The organism is Microbacterium sp. MRS-1, assembly GCF_000585455.1.
Taxonomy (GTDB): domain Bacteria; phylum Actinomycetota; class Actinomycetes; order Actinomycetales; family Microbacteriaceae; genus Microbacterium; species Microbacterium laevaniformans.
The window spans coordinates 49,859-67,420 of the sequence record NZ_JAUF01000010.1; the positions used below are offsets into that span (position 1 = coordinate 49,859).

The 17,562-nt window shown below is 69.2% G+C and carries 17 protein-coding genes and 1 pseudogene; 9 read left to right on the forward strand and 9 right to left on the reverse strand.

Features of this window, described 5'->3' with window-relative positions; genetic code table 11:
- Window positions 1-15: 15 nt before the first annotated feature.
- The 6 genes from AS96_RS02385 to AS96_RS02410 form a co-directional block, all read right to left on the reverse strand.
- A complete protein-coding gene (locus AS96_RS02385) occupies window positions 16-459 on the reverse strand; it encodes a hypothetical protein (RefSeq protein ID WP_231477053.1) in 444 nt (147 codons plus the stop codon).
- Between the two features lie 238 nt (window positions 460-697).
- The gene (locus AS96_RS02390) at window positions 698-1,072 is read right to left on the reverse strand and encodes a hypothetical protein (protein WP_155947511.1); all 375 of its coding nucleotides are present in this window, start codon (window positions 1,070-1,072) and stop codon (window positions 698-700) included.
- Window positions 1,073-1,136: 64 nt separating this feature from the next.
- Window positions 1,137-2,531 (reverse strand): hypothetical protein, encoded by a 1,395-nt coding sequence (locus AS96_RS02395; RefSeq protein WP_036285270.1) that lies wholly within the window; start codon window positions 2,529-2,531, stop codon window positions 1,137-1,139.
- Complete coding sequence (locus AS96_RS02400) at window positions 2,528-2,884, reverse strand: PadR family transcriptional regulator (protein WP_036285272.1); 357 nt, start codon at window positions 2,882-2,884, stop codon at window positions 2,528-2,530. Before AS96_RS02400 ends, AS96_RS02395 begins: the two co-directional genes overlap by 4 nt.
- Before the next feature lie 388 nt (window positions 2,885-3,272).
- Window positions 3,273-4,385, reverse strand: coding sequence for a DUF4349 domain-containing protein (locus AS96_RS02405; RefSeq protein ID WP_036285275.1), 1,113 nt, complete (start codon window positions 4,383-4,385; stop codon window positions 3,273-3,275).
- Window positions 4,382-4,945, reverse strand: coding sequence for an RNA polymerase sigma factor (locus tag AS96_RS02410; protein WP_036285277.1), 564 nt, complete (start codon window positions 4,943-4,945; stop codon window positions 4,382-4,384). Before AS96_RS02410 ends, AS96_RS02405 begins: the two co-directional genes overlap by 4 nt.
- A gap of 221 nt (window positions 4,946-5,166) precedes the next feature.
- Here AS96_RS02410 and AS96_RS02415 point away from each other — a divergent pair, with 221 nt between their 5' ends.
- The 7 genes from AS96_RS02415 (at window position 5,167) to AS96_RS02445 (ending at window position 12,686) form a co-directional block, all read left to right on the forward strand.
- Entirely contained in the window at window positions 5,167-6,165 is a 999-nt protein-coding gene (locus AS96_RS02415; RefSeq protein ID WP_036285280.1) for a TerC family protein, read from the forward strand.
- Between the two features lie 150 nt (window positions 6,166-6,315).
- Window positions 6,316-7,761 (forward strand): 3-isopropylmalate dehydratase large subunit, encoded by a 1,446-nt coding sequence (leuC, locus tag AS96_RS02420; protein WP_036285283.1) that lies wholly within the window; start codon window positions 6,316-6,318, stop codon window positions 7,759-7,761.
- Window position 7,762: 1 nt separating this feature from the next.
- On the forward strand, window positions 7,763-8,359 hold the full coding sequence (leuD, locus tag AS96_RS02425; protein ID WP_005050185.1) for a 3-isopropylmalate dehydratase small subunit: 597 nt from the start codon (window positions 7,763-7,765) through the stop codon (window positions 8,357-8,359).
- A gap of 78 nt (window positions 8,360-8,437) precedes the next feature.
- Window positions 8,438-9,796, forward strand: coding sequence for a UDP-N-acetylglucosamine 1-carboxyvinyltransferase (murA, locus tag AS96_RS02430; protein ID WP_036285287.1), 1,359 nt, complete (start codon window positions 8,438-8,440; stop codon window positions 9,794-9,796).
- Window positions 9,793-10,578 (forward strand): lysophospholipid acyltransferase family protein, encoded by a 786-nt coding sequence (locus tag AS96_RS02435; protein WP_036285289.1) that lies wholly within the window; start codon window positions 9,793-9,795, stop codon window positions 10,576-10,578. Before murA ends, AS96_RS02435 begins: the two co-directional genes overlap by 4 nt.
- Before the next feature lie 10 nt (window positions 10,579-10,588).
- Entirely contained in the window at window positions 10,589-11,704 is a 1,116-nt protein-coding gene (locus tag AS96_RS02440; protein WP_231477055.1) for an NAD(P)H-dependent glycerol-3-phosphate dehydrogenase, read from the forward strand.
- Entirely contained in the window at window positions 11,604-12,686 is a 1,083-nt protein-coding gene (locus AS96_RS02445) for a D-alanine--D-alanine ligase family protein (protein ID WP_081767953.1), read from the forward strand. The genes AS96_RS02440 and AS96_RS02445 overlap by 101 nt, the downstream gene beginning before the upstream one ends.
- Before the next feature lie 18 nt (window positions 12,687-12,704).
- Here the strand turns inward: AS96_RS02445 and AS96_RS02450 are convergent, their stop codons facing one another.
- On the reverse strand, window positions 12,705-13,184 hold the full coding sequence (locus tag AS96_RS02450; RefSeq protein WP_036285294.1) for a DUF3515 family protein: 480 nt from the start codon (window positions 13,182-13,184) through the stop codon (window positions 12,705-12,707).
- A 22-nt stretch (window positions 13,185-13,206) separates the two neighbouring features.
- Between AS96_RS02450 and thiL the strand changes: the two genes are divergently transcribed.
- A complete protein-coding gene (gene thiL, locus AS96_RS02455; RefSeq protein WP_036285296.1) occupies window positions 13,207-14,190 on the forward strand; it encodes a thiamine-phosphate kinase in 984 nt (327 codons plus the stop codon).
- A gap of 52 nt (window positions 14,191-14,242) precedes the next feature.
- Here the strand turns inward: thiL and rsmD are convergent, their stop codons facing one another.
- Complete coding sequence (gene rsmD, locus AS96_RS02460; RefSeq protein ID WP_081767955.1) at window positions 14,243-14,803, reverse strand: 16S rRNA (guanine(966)-N(2))-methyltransferase RsmD; 561 nt, start codon at window positions 14,801-14,803, stop codon at window positions 14,243-14,245.
- A gap of 9 nt (window positions 14,804-14,812) precedes the next feature.
- Window positions 14,813-15,211: pseudogene (locus tag AS96_RS02465) on the reverse strand (acyl-phosphate glycerol 3-phosphate acyltransferase); the annotation flags it as partial.
- A gap of 142 nt (window positions 15,212-15,353) precedes the next feature.
- Between AS96_RS02465 and AS96_RS02470 the strand changes: the two are divergent.
- Window positions 15,354-17,531, forward strand: coding sequence for an ATP-dependent DNA helicase RecG (locus tag AS96_RS02470; RefSeq protein WP_036285299.1), 2,178 nt, complete (start codon window positions 15,354-15,356; stop codon window positions 17,529-17,531).
- Window positions 17,532-17,562 lie beyond the last annotated feature (31 nt).

A 17,562-nucleotide genomic window follows, 5' to 3' on the forward strand; every position in this document is an offset into this window, starting at 1 on the left:
AGCGCGATCGGCGGCTCACTCCTGGCTGTTACCGCGCCTGCTGACCCCGATAGTGGCGGGTCCGTACCATGCCGTCAGAATCAGGACGAGGGCGCTCCCGGAGAGCAGACCGTCGAGGATTCCCGCGGGGAGCATGAAGATCATGAGAGCGAGCGTCACACCGCAGTTGATGACGGACAGTGCCAGACCCCACATGCGGTCCCTCAGCAGGCCGATCGCTCCCGCCACGCGCAGTGCGGCGAAGACGCCGCTGATCGCCATCATCAGGTAGAGGTTGTCCTGTAGGTACGGCAACGCGAAGACGCGAGCGCGTTCCGTCACCGTCGACTGGTCCACGCCGAGCACCAGCAGCACCAGGAGTCCGAGGAACGGGAGCCCTTCCATGAGCGCACCCTGGACGAGCTGGAGCACCGCGGCGACGCGCAGCCGCCTCGTTCCGGTGGTGCGTGGTGGACTCACCCGACCAGCGTAGCCACGACTTGGACCGGGCCTCAGCCGGTCACGGTGCCAGGTTGAGCCTATAGTCGCCGGTGCCTCTACTCCGAGGTGGAGCGGAACCACCGCCACGGCGCGGGGGCGGTGGCGAGCAGGAAGCCGGATGGGCCGGAGCGCGATGCTCCCGGCCTCTAACCGGCGCAGAGGAACGAAGCGGCGAGGATGAGGACCGAGCGTCCTCCGAAGGACTCGGATTCGCCCGCTATTCAGAGCACGCGATGTCGGAGTAGACCTCGATGACTCGGTTGGTGTCGGGGTATCCGGCTTCCTCCAGAGCCGCTCGGACATCCGCTCGCACCGCCTCCAGGTAGGCGTGCCCCTGTAGCAGACCCTCAGAAGTCCAGTTGATGTCCGGGTCCGATTCGAGGATCGTGCGCCACTGGTCCCAGCGGCTTTGGCTCACCTCTGCAACTGCGAGACGCTCTTCGGCAATCCGCCAGGCGTCGTCGGGGACGTCATCGGCGAGAGGACTCAGCCACCACGAGAGTTCGCACTCACCGCCGACAACAGGAATCGTGTCTGCCCTGTCCGGCTCGCCCGAATGCAGCGGAACACCCCGGCACCCCGCGACGCTCAACGCCAGGACGCCTGCCGCAACTACGCTTGCCACCCACCGTCGCCCGACCGGAGACTGCCCGTACTCAGGCCTGCGGAACGGTCCCATAGCCGGTACCCCCTCCCTGGGTGACGATGCGGGCGCGCCCACCCTTGTTGCGCGGCCCCCAGATGGCGAACGCGGCTGCGACCAGCGGCAGGGTGAAGGACAGCAGAGGTGCGATGAGCATGCCCTGGAGCGCCGCGTAGCCGATGCCAACGGCGACGGCGATCACGATGCGGGCGGCGACTGGCCCGCGCAGGCGGGTCGCGGCCCACCACGCGATCGCTGCACCGCCCAGGGTCGAGCCGGCGGCGAATCCGAGGGCCATCCGGTCCCAGCTCGGCGCGCCGACGTAAGCGAGAGCGACGGCGAGGAACGACAGCGCGAGTAGCAGCAGCGGACCCCAGGTATGGGCGGGGGGCCGGCGAGAGCGAGCCGCGAGCACGATGCCGACCGCGGCGAGCAGCGGCAGCGAAGACACCAACGAGATCGTGATGCCCTGCCCCATCGCAACCGTCGAGTCCACCGCGCCGCTCGACCAACGCGATCCGGTGAGCGCATAGATGACGCCGACCGCGCCGCCCGCGGTGGCGAGCCAGGCCAGGGCGCGCGACAAGCTCCGATTGCCCGCGGCCACGTTCCCCCTCGTGAGCGGAGCAGCTGCGGCCTGCGGCGTGACGCGCTCTGATCGCAGCGGCAGGAGGGCGAGGACCGCGATGCTCGCGGCAGCGACCGCCGCCGGATACGGGGTCAGCAGGCTCGCACCGATGAGCGGCGCCGCGACCACCCCGGCGAGCAGTCCGATCCCGACCCCGGCCGCGGGGTGCAGTCGGGTCCGACCGAGGACCGCCGCGAGGAACACGGTGATCGCCGCCGCACCCAGCGTCAAGCCCGTGGCGACCAGCCACGCCCAGGCACCGGCGAACCAGCCGCCGGGCACGTCGCGGTTCGCCGCGTCGAAGCCGACCGACCACGACACCGCCGCCAGTGCAGCGAGCACGAAGCTCGGCACCGCCAAGACCAGCACGAGCAGGGCACGTGGCTCCGAGAGCCAGCCCCGGTGCCGCGCCAACGACACCGCCGCGACTGCGACGAGCGTCGGACAGATCGCCGCACTCACCACCGGAAGCCCTCGACGCACCCCATCGTCAGACAGAACGGGACGTAACCACTCCAGCACCGGACTCGCCGAGACGATGCCGGCCAGCGCCGCGAACAACAACGCGGCGACAGCGCAAGCCAACGCGAGCCTCCGGTCCAGCCAGGTTCCGAGGCCATGCGCGACCGCCGACCACCACTCGGCGTGGGTAGGCCGGCTACGGCCTTGCCGATCGGCCTCGTCGAGCATCGCGCCGAGCAGCACGTCGCCGTTGCGGTCCCGCCAGCCCTTCGGATACCAGCGCAACAGCCGTGCGAACCGAGCCCGCTCCGCGGTCATCGTGCCTCCGCCAGCGTCGGCATCAGTGTGGCGATCCGAACCTGAGCCAGCCGTTCGCTCGCGGCGCGCACCGACCGCGCCAGCACGTCGATCTCCCGCGTCAGCCGGCCCGATCCCGCATCGGTGATCCGGTAGTAGCGGCGCGCCCGCCCATTCACGACCTCCTCGCCGTCGGCGACGATCAGCCCCTCACGCTCCAGTCGCTCCAGCGCCGCATACAGGGTCGTGACCTTCAGCTCCACCCGACCCTCGGACGCTTCCGACGCCTCCCGCATGATTTCGTACCCGTGCCGCCGACCGGCGGCCAGCACCGTCAGAATCCAGAACGCGGGCTGCGGCAGTTGCGCTGTCATGTGGCCCACTATATTCCCGGTTCGGAAATATAGCCAGACCTGCGCGATGAGGGCTTTCCGGCGTAGGCTAGGAGCACAAAGGAGTCGCGGCATGGCACGGTCTCGCGTGAGGCAGGCACGGTTCGCCCTCGGACAGCCGCCTCCTGACGGCGGCAACGTGGCAACATCTTGGCAACGAACGCTGACGACAGGAACTCGTCGGACGCACTCGACGCACTCGAAACCCCCGGAAACACAGGCCAGCGAGGGGTCCGCAACGCAGTTCCGGGGGAACCGATTCCCCTCTCACGGCGGTAACGCGGGTTCGAATCCCGCTGGGGTCACCACGACGGAAGCCCGGTCCAGACGGACCGGGCTTCTGTCGTCACCGCCGTCGTCGTGGAACCGATCACCCCTCCGCGGAAGCGTTCCGTCGGCTGTGACGGCGTCGACGCGCTCGCACGACGAGCACCACGACGGCCGTGACGACGAGCCCCACGCCGAGCCACGGGAGCAGGAACCCGACCGCGACGACCAGGGCGTTGAGCGTGGCGACGAGGCCGTTCCACCCGGCGGCGACGCCATCGCCGAAGCCGGCCGGGTCGGCGGTCACGGCGGGGGACGGCTCCAGCAGAGAGACCGTGAGCGTCGACATGGCGACCTGCGACTCGGTCCAGGTCAACTGCTGACGCAGGGAGTCGAGCTCCGATTGGCGTTCGGAGAGCGCGGACTCGGCGGCGATGAGGTCGGCCGTGGAGCTCGACTGCTTCATGAGGTCGGTCAGGCGTGCGACGGAGGTCTCCAGTGCGCTGACACGAGCCCGAAGATCGAGGGTCTCGGTCGTCACGTCCCGCCGGTCGGTCTGCGATGCGGTGACGGTGCCGAGCGTGGACAGTCCGTTCACGACCTGCGACAGCGCATCGGCGGGGACCCGAACCGTGATCCAGGCGCTCGCCGGAGCGGGCATCATCTTGCCCATGTCGGGCAGCGGAGCGGCCGGTTGCCCGGGCGAGGTCCCCGTGCTCTGAGATTCGACGTATCCGCCCGCATCAGCTGCCGCCGTCGCGATCGCCTGCGCCGCGGATGCCGCGTTCTGCACGTCCACGGTGGCGGACGCGCTCACGGCGATCTGCCGGTCCGCGGTGTTCACCGCAGCAGTACCAGCGGAGGCTGCCGCGCCGCCTGAGGAGTCTGCGCCGCTCATGCCCTCGGCGCGGGTGTCCGGGGCGGTGGCGATCGCGCTGCCACCCTCCAGCGAGACGGACGTCAGGGACGACGCTCCCGACGAGCCGGAGACTCCGTGCAGCACGGACGGAGCGATGATCGCGGACACCGCGACGAGCGCCGCTGCGGCGGCACCGCCCATCCAGAGACGTCCGCGGCGCACAGCGCGCGCACGCTCCCTCTCCGCCTTCTGCCACTGGGCGCTGCGTTCCTCCGCGATCTGGGCGAAGAGTCGCTGCTCAATGACTTCGACACGGTCGTCGGCGAGCTCGGGCAGTGCGTTGTCTTCCGTGGTCATGACCCCTCCGAGGTGATGGTGGTGCGCAGCGAGCTGCGGATGCGGGAGAGGCGGTTTCGGACCGCACCATGACTGACGCCGAGTCGGTCGGCGGCTTCGCGGTAGCCGTAGCCCTCGGCCGCGCACAGGCGGAAGATCTCCTGATCCAGTTCGCCGAGCGTCGACAGCTGAGCCGCGATCCGATCGGCGAGGTCGGCGTCGATGACCGCACGCTCGACATCGATCGTCGCCGGAAGGGTCTCGTCGACTCCTGTCGCCAGGTGCTCGCGGTCGCGCTTCTGACGCCGGACGCGGTTCGCGGCCTGGAAGCGGCAGATGGTGACGAGCCACGGCAGGAGGGATTCGCTCTCCAGCTGCAGCCCACCGATCTTGCGCCACGCCACGAGGAACGTCTCCTGCGTGACGTCCTCGGCATCGGTCGCCGTGCCCACCAGCGCGTGCGCCACGGCGTAGACGGCGCGCACGTAGGAGCGATAGAGCGTACGGAAGGCGAGGTCGCTGCCCGCGGCCGCGGCCGCGACCAGCTCCGCGTCGGTGCGCAGGCCGGAGTGGTCGGTCATGGTGTCCTCATCGTCTCTCACTGGATGAGTGTCCGCGAGCGGCGAATCGTCTCAGAGAACTCGGCATCCTCGAAGCCGGTATCCTGGTCGCAGCGAGAGGGAGTATCCCGTTCTCGCGCGCCCGTCACCACGGGCCCGACGTCGGGTTCCCGGGCGCGCGCCGCAGCACCGCTGACGGGGGAGAGACTTTCGACGTTTCGTCATCCCCTCGAAAGGCCTGCATGGACCTCCCCGTCTGGTTCGAGATCGGTTCGCTGATCGTTCTGGTGCTGATCCTCGTCGCCGATCTCGCCCTCATCGCACAGCGGCCGCACATTCCGACGCCCAAGGAGTCGAGCCTCTGGGTCGTCTTCTACGTCACTCTCGCGCTGATCTTCGCGGGACTGATGTGGCTGTTCGCCGGCGGGGAGTACGCCGGCCAGTTCGTCGCCGGCTGGCTCACCGAGTACAGCCTGTCGATCGACAACCTCTTCGTCTTCGTGCTCATCATGAGCCAGTTCTCCGTGCCGCGGCGCTACCAGCAGAAGGTGCTGATGGTGGGCATCATCATCGCGCTGGTCCTCCGCGGACTGTTCATCCTGGCCGGGGCCGCCATCATCGAGCAGTTCAGCTGGGTGTTCTACATCTTCGGCGCCTTCCTCATCTACACCGCGTGGAGGCAGGCGTTCCCGGGCGGCGACCACGACGAGGAGATCAAGAAGGAGTCCGTCGTCGTGCGGCTGCTGCGTCGTACGATCGACATCAGCGAGGACTACGACGGTCCGAAGGTGCGCACGCTCGTCGACGGCAAGCGCATGTTCACCCCGATGATCATCGTGTTCGTCGCGATCGGCATGACCGACCTGCTGTTCGCGCTCGACTCGATCCCCGCGATCTTCGGCATCACGCAGAGCCCCTTCATCGTCTTCACGGCGAACATCTTCGCGCTGATGGGCCTGCGCCAGCTCTACTTCCTGCTCGGCGACCTTCTCGACCGTCTGAAGTACCTGCACTACGGCATCGCCTTCATCCTCGCGTTCATCGGTGTCAAGCTCATCGCGCACGCGATGCGCGAGAATGAGCTGCCGTTCATCAACGGCGGCGAGAACATCGCGTGGGCGCCCGACATCTCGACGTGGATGTCGCTCGGCGTCATCGTCGTCTCGATGGTCGTCGCGACGGGGGCGAGCCTCATCGCGGCGCGGAGGGAAGGGCGCGACGTCACGCTCGACGAGCGGTGACGATCCGGCGCCGATCGCCGCGGTGGTAGTCTGAGCCGGTGCGGATCGCTCGCCTTCTCCTTAGCCGCCGCGACGAGACCTCGTTCTGAGCCCTCTCTCGTCGCGGAGTCCGTCGCGGGCTTGATCCCCTTATCTGGAGAACGAGACAGCATGAGCACAACGATTCCCGACCGCCCGCGGACCCTCGCCGAGAAGGTCTGGGACGACCACCTCGTGGTGAAGGGCGAAGACGGGCAGCCCGACCTCATCTACATCGACCTGCACCTCGTCCACGAGGTGACCAGCCCCCAGGCATTTGATGGTCTGCGCGCCGAGGGTCGTCCGGTGCGGCGGCTCGATCTGACGATCGCGACCGAGGACCACAACACGCCCACGCTCGAGATCGACAAGCCGATCGCCGATCTCACCAGTCGTACGCAGATCGAGACGCTGCGACGCAACGCCGACGAGTTCGGCGTGCGGCTGCACTCGCTGGGTGACAAGGAGCAGGGCATCGTCCACGTCGTCGGCCCTCAGCTGGGTCTGACGATGCCGGGAATCACGGTCGTCTGCGGCGACAGCCACACCTCGACGCACGGCGCCTTCGGAGCGATGGCGTTCGGTATCGGTACGAGCGAGGTGGAGCACGTTCTGGCGACGCAGACGCTGCCGCTGAAGCCCTTCAAGACGATGGCCATCACGGTCGAGGGAGAGCTGAAGCCGGGAGTGACCGCGAAGGACATCATCCTCGCCATCATCGCCAAGATCGGCGCGAACGGTGGCCAAGGCTATGTGCTCGAGTTCCGCGGCAGCGCCATCCGGTCGCTGTCGATGGAGGGCCGGATGACGATGTGCAACATGTCGATCGAGGCCGGGGCCCGCGCCGGCATGATCGCCCCGGACGAGACCACGTTCGCCTACGTCAAGGACAAGCCGCACGCTCCGCAGGGTCAGGACTGGGACGACGCCGTCGCCTACTGGCGGACTCTCCCGAGCGACGAGGGCGCGGTCTACGACGCCGAGGTCTTCCTCGACGCGAACGAGCTCGAGCCCTTCGTCACGTGGGGCACCAACCCCGGCCAGGGCGTCTCACTGAGTGACGTCGTGCCCGACCCGGCATCCTTCGCGGACGCCAATGAGCGCGCGGCCGCCGAGCGCGCCCTCGCGTACATGGACCTTGCCGCCGGGACACCGCTGAAGGACGTGACGGTGGATGCCGTCTTCATGGGTTCCTGCACGAACAGCCGCATCGAAGATCTGCGCGCCTTCGCCTCGGTCATCGAGGGCCGCCACAAGGCCGACGGCGTCCGCGTCATGGTCGTCCCCGGCTCGGCGCGGGTACGTCTGGAAGCGGAGGCGGAGGGGCTCGACAAGGTCTTCACCGCGTTCGGTGCGGAGTGGCGTTTCGCGGGTTGTTCGATGTGTCTCGGGATGAACCCCGACCAGTTGGCCCCCGGGGAGCGGTGCGCATCCACGAGCAACCGCAACTTCGAAGGACGTCAGGGCAAGGGCGGCCGCACTCACCTCGTCTCGCCGCTGGTGGCCGCCGCGACGGCGGTGCTGGGGCGGCTCGCCAGCCCGTCCGATCTGCCCGCCGTCGAGAAGGTCGAGGCCTGACATGGAGAAGTTCACGACGCACACCGGTATCGCCGCCGCGCTGACGCGGTCCGCGGTCGACACCGACCAGATCATCCCCGCCGTCTATCTCAAGCGCGTCACCAAGACGGGCTTCGAAGACGCACTGTTCGCCAACTGGCGTCAGGACCCTGATTTCGTCCTCAACCAGCCGGCGTTCGCGCGCGCCTCGATCCTCGTGGCGGGGCCGGACTTCGGTACCGGCTCGAGCCGCGAACACGCCGTCTGGGCCCTGCGCGACTACGGCTTCCAGGTCGTGCTGAGCCCGAAGTTCGCCGACATCTTCCGGGGCAATGCGGGCAAGCAAGGCCTGGTCACCGGCGTGATCTCCGAGGCCGACGTGGAGGCCATCTGGGCCCAGATCGAGGCGCAGCCGGGGATCGAGATGACGGTCGACCTTCTCGAGCGCACGGCGGTGATCGGCGAGCTCCGGGTCTCGTTCGAGATCGACGATTACACTAGGTGGAGGCTCCTCGAAGGTCTGGACGACATCGGGCTGACTCTGCGCAATGAGGACAAGATCGCGCAGTTCGAGGCGCGCCGCGAGGCGTGGCGCCCGCGGACGCTCCCCGTTCGCTAGGACGGATCGCGCCTTCACCGGCGCCGATCATCTGTCTTTCGCTTCCCCGTCCTCGACACACACTGTGAGGTCCGATCCATGAACACCCTTCTGAGCGCTTCGGCGTCGACACCCGCCGGAGGCGAGGTTTCGGTCCTCGAGATCCGCGGAGGACGGCCGCTGAAGGGGCGCGTCGAGGTGAAGGGCGCGAAGAACCTCGCGACCAAGGCGATGGTGGCGGCGCTGCTCGGGGAGTCCGAGAGCGTGCTGCGCGATGTCCCCGACATCAGCGATGTGAAGGTCGTGCGCTCTCTGCTGGAGGTGCACGGGGTCACCGTCACCGATGAGGGCGAAGGGGTCCTGCGTCTCGACCCGCGCGGTGCGGTCTCCGCGCACATGGAAGAGATCGACGCACACGCCGGCGCGTCCCGCATCCCGATCCTCTTCTGCGGCCCGCTGCTGCATCTGCTCGGGCAGGCGTTCATTCCGGATCTCGGCGGATGTCGCATCGGCGACCGTCCGATCGACTTCCACCTCGACGCTCTGCGCGCGTTCGGTGCCACCATCGACAAGCTGCCCAGCGGCATCCGGCTTTCCGCGCCGAACGGACTCAAAGGCGCGAACATCGCCCTGCCGTACCCCAGCGTGGGCGCCACCGAGCAGGTCCTGCTGACCGCGGTGCGCGCGAAGGGCACGACCGAGCTGCGAAACGCCGCGATCGAGCCCGAGATCATGGATCTGATCGCCGTGCTGCAGAAGATGGGCGCGATCATCTCCTACGAGCCCAACCGCGTCATCTTCATCGAAGGCGTCGACACCCTTCGCGGCTACGACCACCGGAGCATCTTCGACCGCAACGAAGCCGCATCGTGGGCGTGCGCGGCCCTAGCCACCGACGGCGACATCTTCGTCGGTGGAGCCAAGCAGCAGGAGATGCTCACCTTCCTCAACGTCTTCCGCAAGGTGGGAGGCGACTTCGACATCCACGAGGACGGCATCCGCTTCCGCCGCGGGGGAGCCCTGAAGCCCGTCGTCGTCGAGACGGACGTCCACCCGGGATTCATGACCGACTGGCAGCAGCCGCTCATCGTGGCCCTGACGCAGGCCGAGGGCGTCTCGACGGTGCACGAGACCGTCTATGAGAACCGGCTCGGCTTCACGCAGGCTCTGAACAAGATGGGTGCCGACATCGTCGTGCACCCCGAGGGCATCGCCAGCCCCGACCGGCGCGTGGCGCGCCGCGCGCTGGAGCAGGCCGCGGTGATCACCGGTCCGACGCCGCTGCACGGCGCCGACGTGGTCGTCCCGGACCTCCGCGGAGGCTACAGCTATGTGATCGCGGCGCTGGCTGCGCAGGGGCGCTCGCGCGTGGCGGGCGTCGACATCATTCGTCGCGGATACGAGAAGTTCCTCGAGAAGCTCACGATCCTCGGCGCCGACTTCGACGTCGTCGGATGACGGGCGCCGTCCGCCCGGCACGCCGCCGGGCTTCCGCTGAGAAGACGCGTCCTTCCGTCTTCTGGCCGCTCGCGGCGATCATCGTGCCTGCCGTCGGATGGTTCGCGAAGATCGAGATCACCGGCGCGGAGCACCTCCCGGCGGAGGGCCCCTACGTGCTCGCTCCGAACCACTACAGCGAGTTCGACCCGCTGATCATCGCCGTCGGCACGTGGCGAATGGGGCGCGCGCCGCGGTTCATGGCGAAGGAGAGCCTCTTCCGCGTGCCCGTGCTCGGAGCCGCCTTGCGCGCAACCGGTATGGTCCCGGTGGCACGCGCGTCGTCGTCGGCCGCAGCGAAGCAGACCCTTCAGCAGTCACAAGACCTCGTGACCCATGGCCGCGGCGTCATCGTCTACCCGGAGGGCTCGCTCACGCGCGATCCCGACATGTGGCCGATGCGCGGCAAGACCGGTGCGGTGCGTCTCGCCCTCGCTGCCGGCGAGCCGATCCCCGTGATTCCGGCGGCGACCTGGGGTGTCCAGCAGATCCTCCCGCGCTACGGCAAGCTCCGCCTCTGGCCGCCGCGCCGCCGCGTTCGTCTCGCCCTCGGACCGGCGACAGACCTGTCGGCGTTCACCGGACCGGGTGCGACGGGATCGGCTAACCTCATCGCCGCCACCGATGCCGTGATGGCCGACATCTCGGCCCTGTTGGGCACGTTGCGCGACGAACAGCCGCCGACCGAACGGTGGAACCCCTCCGCCCACGGGCAGAACGAAACGGGTCGCCTTGACGCGTAGGGGCGAGTCGGTGTTGCCGCGGGTCGCGGTGATCGGCTCGGGCAGCTGGGGAACCACGTTCGGCAAGGTGCTCGCCGACGGCGGCGCCCACGTGGTGATGTGGGCTCGCCGCGCCGAGCTCGCGCAGGAGATTCAGGAAGGGCACCGCAACAGCGAGTATCTGCCCGGGATCAACCTGCCGCGCACGATGTCGGCGACGACGCACCTCTCGGAGGCGCTCGAGGGTGCCTCGCAGATCTATCTCGCGATCTCGAGCCAGGCGCTGCGACAGAACCTGAAGGCGGTGCGTCCTCTCGTGCGCGACAGTGACGCGCCGATCGTGTCGCTGATGAAGGGCGTCGAGAAGCGCAGCGGGCGGCGGATGAGCGAAGTGATCGCCGAGGAGCTGCACTGCGACCCGGCCCGCATCGCCGTCGCGTCCGGCCCGAACCTTGCGCTCGAGATCGCCCGGGAGCAGCCCACGGCAGCCGTCATCTCCTCCACCAGCCGTGACACGGCCGAGGCGGTCGCACGGCGCGCTCGCAACGACTACTTCCGGACTTTCGTGAACACGGATGTGATCGGCACCGAGTTCGGTGGTGTGCTGAAGAACCTCATCGCCGTCGCGATCGGCATCGTCGACGGCGTCGGTTACGGCGAGAACACGAAGGCCTCCATCATCACGCGCGGTCTCGTGGAGATGACCGATTTCGCCGTGGCCCAGGGCGCGCAGCCGGAGACGCTGCAGGGGCTGGCCGGTCTCGGCGACCTCATCGCGACGTGTCAGTCTCCGCTGAGCCGCAACAACACCGCCGGGCGACTCCTCGGTCAGGGCTACAGCTTCCAGGACGTCGTGAAGCAGATGAACCAGACCGCCGAGGGACTCGCGTCCGTGGCACCGGTGCTGCAGCTGGCCCGCGCCTGCGGCGTCCAGATGCCCATCGTGGAACAGGTCAAGATGGTTCTGGACGGCACGATGAATCCTCGCGACATCGCGCCGCATCTGACCACCGACGACGACAAGCCCACGGGCGAGAGGACCCAGCATGGACAAAGCGGTAGTGGCGGTGCTCTTCGGAGGGCGTTCCAGCGAGCACGCGATCAGCTCCGCGACGGCGGGCGGCGTGCTTCGGGCGATCGACCGTGATCGCTTCGACGTCATCCCGGTAGGGATCACGCGCGACGGCGCCTTCGTGCTCGAAGACGACGACCCCGACAAGTTCGCGCTCGACCCGGAACGTCTGCCGGAAGTGGTCGACAACGGCACGCGCATCCTGTGGCCCGACTCCGTCCGCTCCCGTGAGCTGCGCGTTCAGGATGCCGACGGCATCCGCTCGCTCGGCGACATCGACGTCGTCTTCCCGATCCTGCACGGCCGCTTCGGCGAGGACGGCACGATCCAGGGCTTCCTCGAGCTGCTCGATCTGCCTTACGTCGGTGCCGGACTGTTGATGTCGGCGATCGGCATGGACAAGCACACCACCAAGAGCGTGCTGAAGGCTGCCGGCGTCCCGGTCGTGCCGTGGGTCACTGTCACCGAGGCGGGCCTGGCCCGTGAGAGCGACCTGTGGCACCGGCGCATCCGCGCGCTCGGGCTGCCGGCGTTCGTCAAGCCGGCGCGGGCCGGGTCGAGTGTGGGCGTGTCGAAGGTGTCCGACTGGTCCGAGTTGGATGCCGCTCTGGCGACCGCCTTCGCCGAAGACGGCACGGTGCTGGTCGAGCAAGCGATCGTGGGCCGCGAGGTCGAGTGCGGCGTCCTCGCCGGTCGGGACGGCGCCGCGCCGCGCGTCAGCGTCGCCGGGGAGATCGTGATCACAGGGCGGGACTTCTACGACTTCGAAGCCAAGTACCTCGATGCCGCCGGTATCGACCTCGTCTGCCCCGCGCAGCTGCACAGCGGCGAACTCGCCGAGATGCAGCGCGTCGCGGCCCGCGCGTTCGAGGCTCTGGGCGGCGAGGGACTGGCACGGGTGGACTTCTTCTTCACCGGAACCGAGTTCTTCGTCAACGAGGTGAACACGATGCCGGGGTTCACGCCCATCTCGATGTTTCCGAAGTGCTGGATCGCGACGGGAATGAGCTACCGCGACCTCATCAGCGAGCTGATCGATCTCGCGCGCGTGCGCTGACGACCGGCACGGGTCGTCTCAGGAGGACGGGCGGGCGATGCAGGTGCGGCCATCCGTGGGCAGCTGCTGTACAGCGGAGGACAGCGCGCTGAGCACGTCGCGTCCGCTGACGACGTCGTAGTCGAGGTACACCTGCACCGCGGGGGTACGACCGAACGTGGTGAACCGGTACTTCGGCGCCTCGGAATCATCCATCAGCCAGTCGACGCCGTCGACGGTCTGGCAGACGAGCGTCGACGGTCCAGGCGCGTCGAGCCCGCACGTCAGCAGGACGCTGGCGGGGCTGCCCCACGCACCCGTGGCCTGGGCGTCGGTCCATCGGCGCGGCTGGCCGTCGACGGTGGCCGGCAGACGAGAGGTCACCGCCGCACATGCCGGGTCGTTGGCTCCCTTCGCCGGTGTCATCGAGACGGTGGAGCTGCAGCCGGCGGTACCGAGGGCGATGCCGAGCGCCACTGCCACGCTCAGAGGGGCGACGATCAGGCGCGAGCGGGACATCACTCCAGGCTACCGTGGAGCGGTGAGCACACCGATCGCCCCGACCGTCCGCGACCTGGGGGAGCGGCAGCTCTTGTCGCGCATCTTCACCGTCCTCGACGGCTCGTCGCGCGCGCTCGTCGGGCCCGGCGACGATGCCGCGGTGCTGGCGGCTCCGGACGGCCGCGTCGTGGTCTCGACCGACACGCTCGTGCACGGCCCCGATTTCCGGCTCGCGTGGTCGAGCGGGGAGGACCTGGGCTGGAAGGCCGCCGCGGTCAACCTCTCCGACATCGCCGCGATGGGCGCTCGCCCGACCGCGCTGGTGGTGGCTCTCACGCTTCCCGATGACACGCCGGTCGCGTTCGTCGAGGCTCTCGCGCGCGGACTGCGGGCGGCGTGCGACGCACTCGCGCCGGGATGCGCGGTGGAGGGTGGGGATCTCGCGGCATCCGACACGCTGACGATCGCGGTCACGGTGCTCGGAGCGCTGGATGGCGTCGAGCCCGTGCGGCGGTGCGGGGCGCGGCCCGGTGACGTCGTCGCCGTGACGGGGCACCTGGGGGCGGCCGGGCGCGGTCTGGCCCTGCTGTTCGATCGCTTTCGCGATGCCGAGGGCCGCCCCCTCGCCGTCGATCCGTCGGTCCTCACCGACCGTGAGCGCGCCGATCTCGCTGCCCAGCTGCGTCCGCGCCCGCCGCTCGCGCTCGGCCCTCTGGCCGCGCGGTCGGGCGCGACCGCGATGATGGACGTGTCCGACGGACTTCTGCTGGATGCGACGCGTATGGCGGAAGCGTCCGGCGTGCGGATCGATCTGAGCCCGGAGCTGGACGACATGGCGCTTCGAGGCGGGGAGGATCACGAGCTGCTCGCTACGTTCCCATCCGGAGCCGCCCTGCCGGAGGGTTTCCGGCGTGTCGGCACCGTGATCGCCGACGCGACGCCACACGTCACCGTCGGAGGTGCGTCGTCAGCCGGCGTCGGCGGGTGGGATCCGCACCGGGACTGGGACGCGGCCCGCGGCTGATGCGGCCGAGGCGCCGCGCACCGCGGCGACGGCGCGGGCGATCGCCGTCGTCTCAGGACTGCGGGCGTACCCACCACAGCGTCGTGTCGCCGTAGCTCTTGTCGCGCTCGTACTGCAGCGGGTCGGGCAGCGTGGGGGCGCCGGAGCGGGTCGCGCGCTCGACGACCACGAGCGCGTCGGGCGCCAGTCGCGGCGCGAGCATTTCCAGCACGCGAGCGAGTTCGGTGTCGGCGAGGTCGTACGGCGGATCGATGAAGACGAGATCAAACGTGCGGGCGGTGGCCCGCAGGTACGCCTCGACGGAGCTGCGGTGCACTCGGATCGGCGTGCCCGGGAGCACGTTCGCGACGGTGCGAGCGTTGCGGTCGGCGACGGCCGCGGCGCGCGGCGCCTTCTCGACGAGATCGACGGATGCCGCGCCCCGGCTGGCTGCCTCGAGCCCGAGGGCGCCCGAACCGGCGAAAAGATCCAGCACGGCGGCTCCGTCGACGATGTCGGCCGCGTCGAGAGCGCCGAAGAGCGATTCACGCACGCGGTCGCTGGTCGGGCGCGTCCCGGCATCCGGGACACCGAGCGTGAGCGAACCGGCGGCTCCGGAGATGATGCGCGTCACGTGTTCACCCTAACCCTGGTCTGACGGACCCGCCGCGCCCGTCTCGTCGCGGAGCCGGGGCTCGGTGCGGCGCTCTGGTCGAAAGCCCGCCTTGTCGGCGTAGAAGGCACGGATCGCGTCCATGTCGCGGGCCACGTCCCCCGTGAGAGCGAGGGTCGGCCCGAGCCCGGCCGTCATCGTCGTACGGTCGACGTAGCCGAGCGTCAGCGGCATGCCGGTCTCGCGGGCGATGCGGTAGAAGCCGTTCTTCCAGAACGCGTTGCCCCCGCGGGTGCCGTCGGGAGTGACCACGAGGCCGAAGATCTCCCCGGCGCGAATGCGGGCGACGATGTCCTCGACCATGCGGCCTGCGTCGGCACGGTCGACGGGGATGCCGCCGAGAGCGTTCATGACGGGTCGTCGCCAGCCGCCACCGGCTGCACGACCAGAATACGCGGGCAACGGTGCGGCGGATCACGAGCCGACTCTACGGGTGTCTCCTGGATGATCCGTGCCTGTCCGATCGTCCGGGGACGGCTACGGCGTCGGTGGGCCTCAATAGACTCGGAGCATGCCCGCGATCACGCTCGACACCGCTCTTGTCGATGCGCTGGGAGCTGCGACCGCGAAGCTGTTCGATCGGGCATTCGGCATGAGCACGGTGGCCGATCTCCTGACGCACTACCCGCGGCGATACGCCCGACGCGGCGAGCTCACGCCGATCGACTCGCTGCCGCTGGGCGAGCAGGTCACGATCGTCGCGGAAGTGCGCTCGGTGTCGTCGCGACAGATGCGTCAACGGCGCGGTTCTCTTCTCGAGGTCGTGATCAGCGACGGCGCGGGAGCATTGACACTGACCTTCTTCAACCAGGCCTGGCGCGCCAATGATCTCCAGGTCGGTCGGCAGGGCATGTTCTCGGGCAAGGTCGGCCAGTTCCAGGGTCACCAGCAGCTGGCCCACCCCGATTACACCCTCTTCGACGACGTCGACGCGGCGCGGTTGAACGCCGAGGCGCAGCAGCACACGCCGATTCCGATCTACCCGGCGACGAGCACCGTGGCGACGTGGCAGGTGCAGAAGGCCGTCGCGACCGTGCTGGCCGCGCTGGCGCCGGTCTCCGACCCGCTGCCCGACTCCCTGCGCGCCGATGAGGGTCTGCTCGATGCGACCACGGCTCTGCGGCGGATCCACGCGCCTGAGAGCTTCGAGCAGATCGACGACGCGCGACGAACGCTCCGCATGCACGAGGCGTTCATCCTGCAGACCGCGCTCCTCCAGCAGCGCGAGACGGTGCGGGCCATGGCGGCGACCGCGCGCCCGGCGGGCGAGCTGCTCCACGTCTTCGATGCCCGCCTGCCGTTCACGCGCACCGCCGACCAGGACGCGGTCGGCACGCAGATCGCCGCTGATCTGGAGGGCCCCTGGCCGATGAACCGTCTGGTTCAGGGCGAGGTCGGTTCGGGCAAGACGCTGGTGGCGCTGCGCGCCATGCTGCAGGTCGCGCAATCCGGTGGTCAGTCGGCGCTGATCGCCCCCACCGAGGTCCTCGCGGCGCAGCACGTCCGTTCGATCGCCCGGATGCTGGGACCACAGCTCGCGCCGGAGCTGATGCCCACGCTGCTGACCGGGCAGTTGCCCGCCGCCGAGCGGCGGAAGGCGGCACTGCGGGTCGCGTCGGGACAGGCGCGGATCGTGGTGGGCACACACGCCCTGCTGAGCGCGTCGACGACGTTCGCCGACCTCGGTCTCGTCGTCGTCGATGAGCAGCACCGCTTCGGAGTCGAGCAGCGCGAGACGTTGCGCGCGAAGGGAACCGCGCCGCACGTCCTGGTGCTCACGGCGACGCCCATTCCGCGCACGGTCGCGATGACCGTCTTCGGAGACCTGGATGTTTCCACCATTCGGACCATGCCGACCGGGAGGGCAGGGATCACGACGCACGTGGCGCCGCTCGCAGAGAAGCCCGGGTGGTTCGCACGCGTGTGGGAGCGCGCCGCAGAAGAGGTCGCCGCTGGGCACCAGGTCTTCGTCGTCTGCGCCGCCATCGATGCCGAAGCGCTCGGCACCCCGGCAAAGGATGCCGCGGACGACCTGCCGGTCGATGTGGGCGCCGTCGAGGGCGAACAGCCTCGAACCCGATGGGGAGTCGTCCAGGTCGCTCAGATGCTCGCCGGCATCCCCTCGTTCGACGGCCTGCGGGTCGAGATCCTGCACGGCAAGATGCCCGGGGAGCAGAAAGACGCGGTCATGCAGGCCTTCGCGGCCGGGCAGATCGACGTGCTCGTGGCCACCACGGTGGTGGAGGTCGGCGTCGACGTTCCCAACGCCTCCACGATGATCATCATGGAGGCCGATCGGTTCGGCGTCTCGCAGCTGCACCAGCTTCGCGGGCGGGTGGGTCGCGGTGCGGTCGCCGGCTTGTGTCTTCTCGTCACGGAGGCGCCGGAAGGGACGCCGGCCCGGTCTCGCGTGGAGGCGGTCGCGTCCACGACGGACGGCTTCCTGCTCGCCGAGATCGACCTCGAACTGCGCGGAGAGGGCGACGTGCTCGGAGATGCCCAGTCGGGGGCGCGCACCTCTCTGCGGCTTCTTCGGGTCGTCCAGGATGCCGATCTGATCGCGCGAGCCCGTGCGGCGGCGGCAGACGTGCTCTCCCGCGACCCGATGCTCGAAGACCACCCCGGCCTCGTCGCAGCGATCGAGCGGCGCATCGGGCAACAGGAACGGGCGGCCCTGTCCAAGAGCTGATGGGGCTCGAAAGTGACGCCGCTAGGCTGGC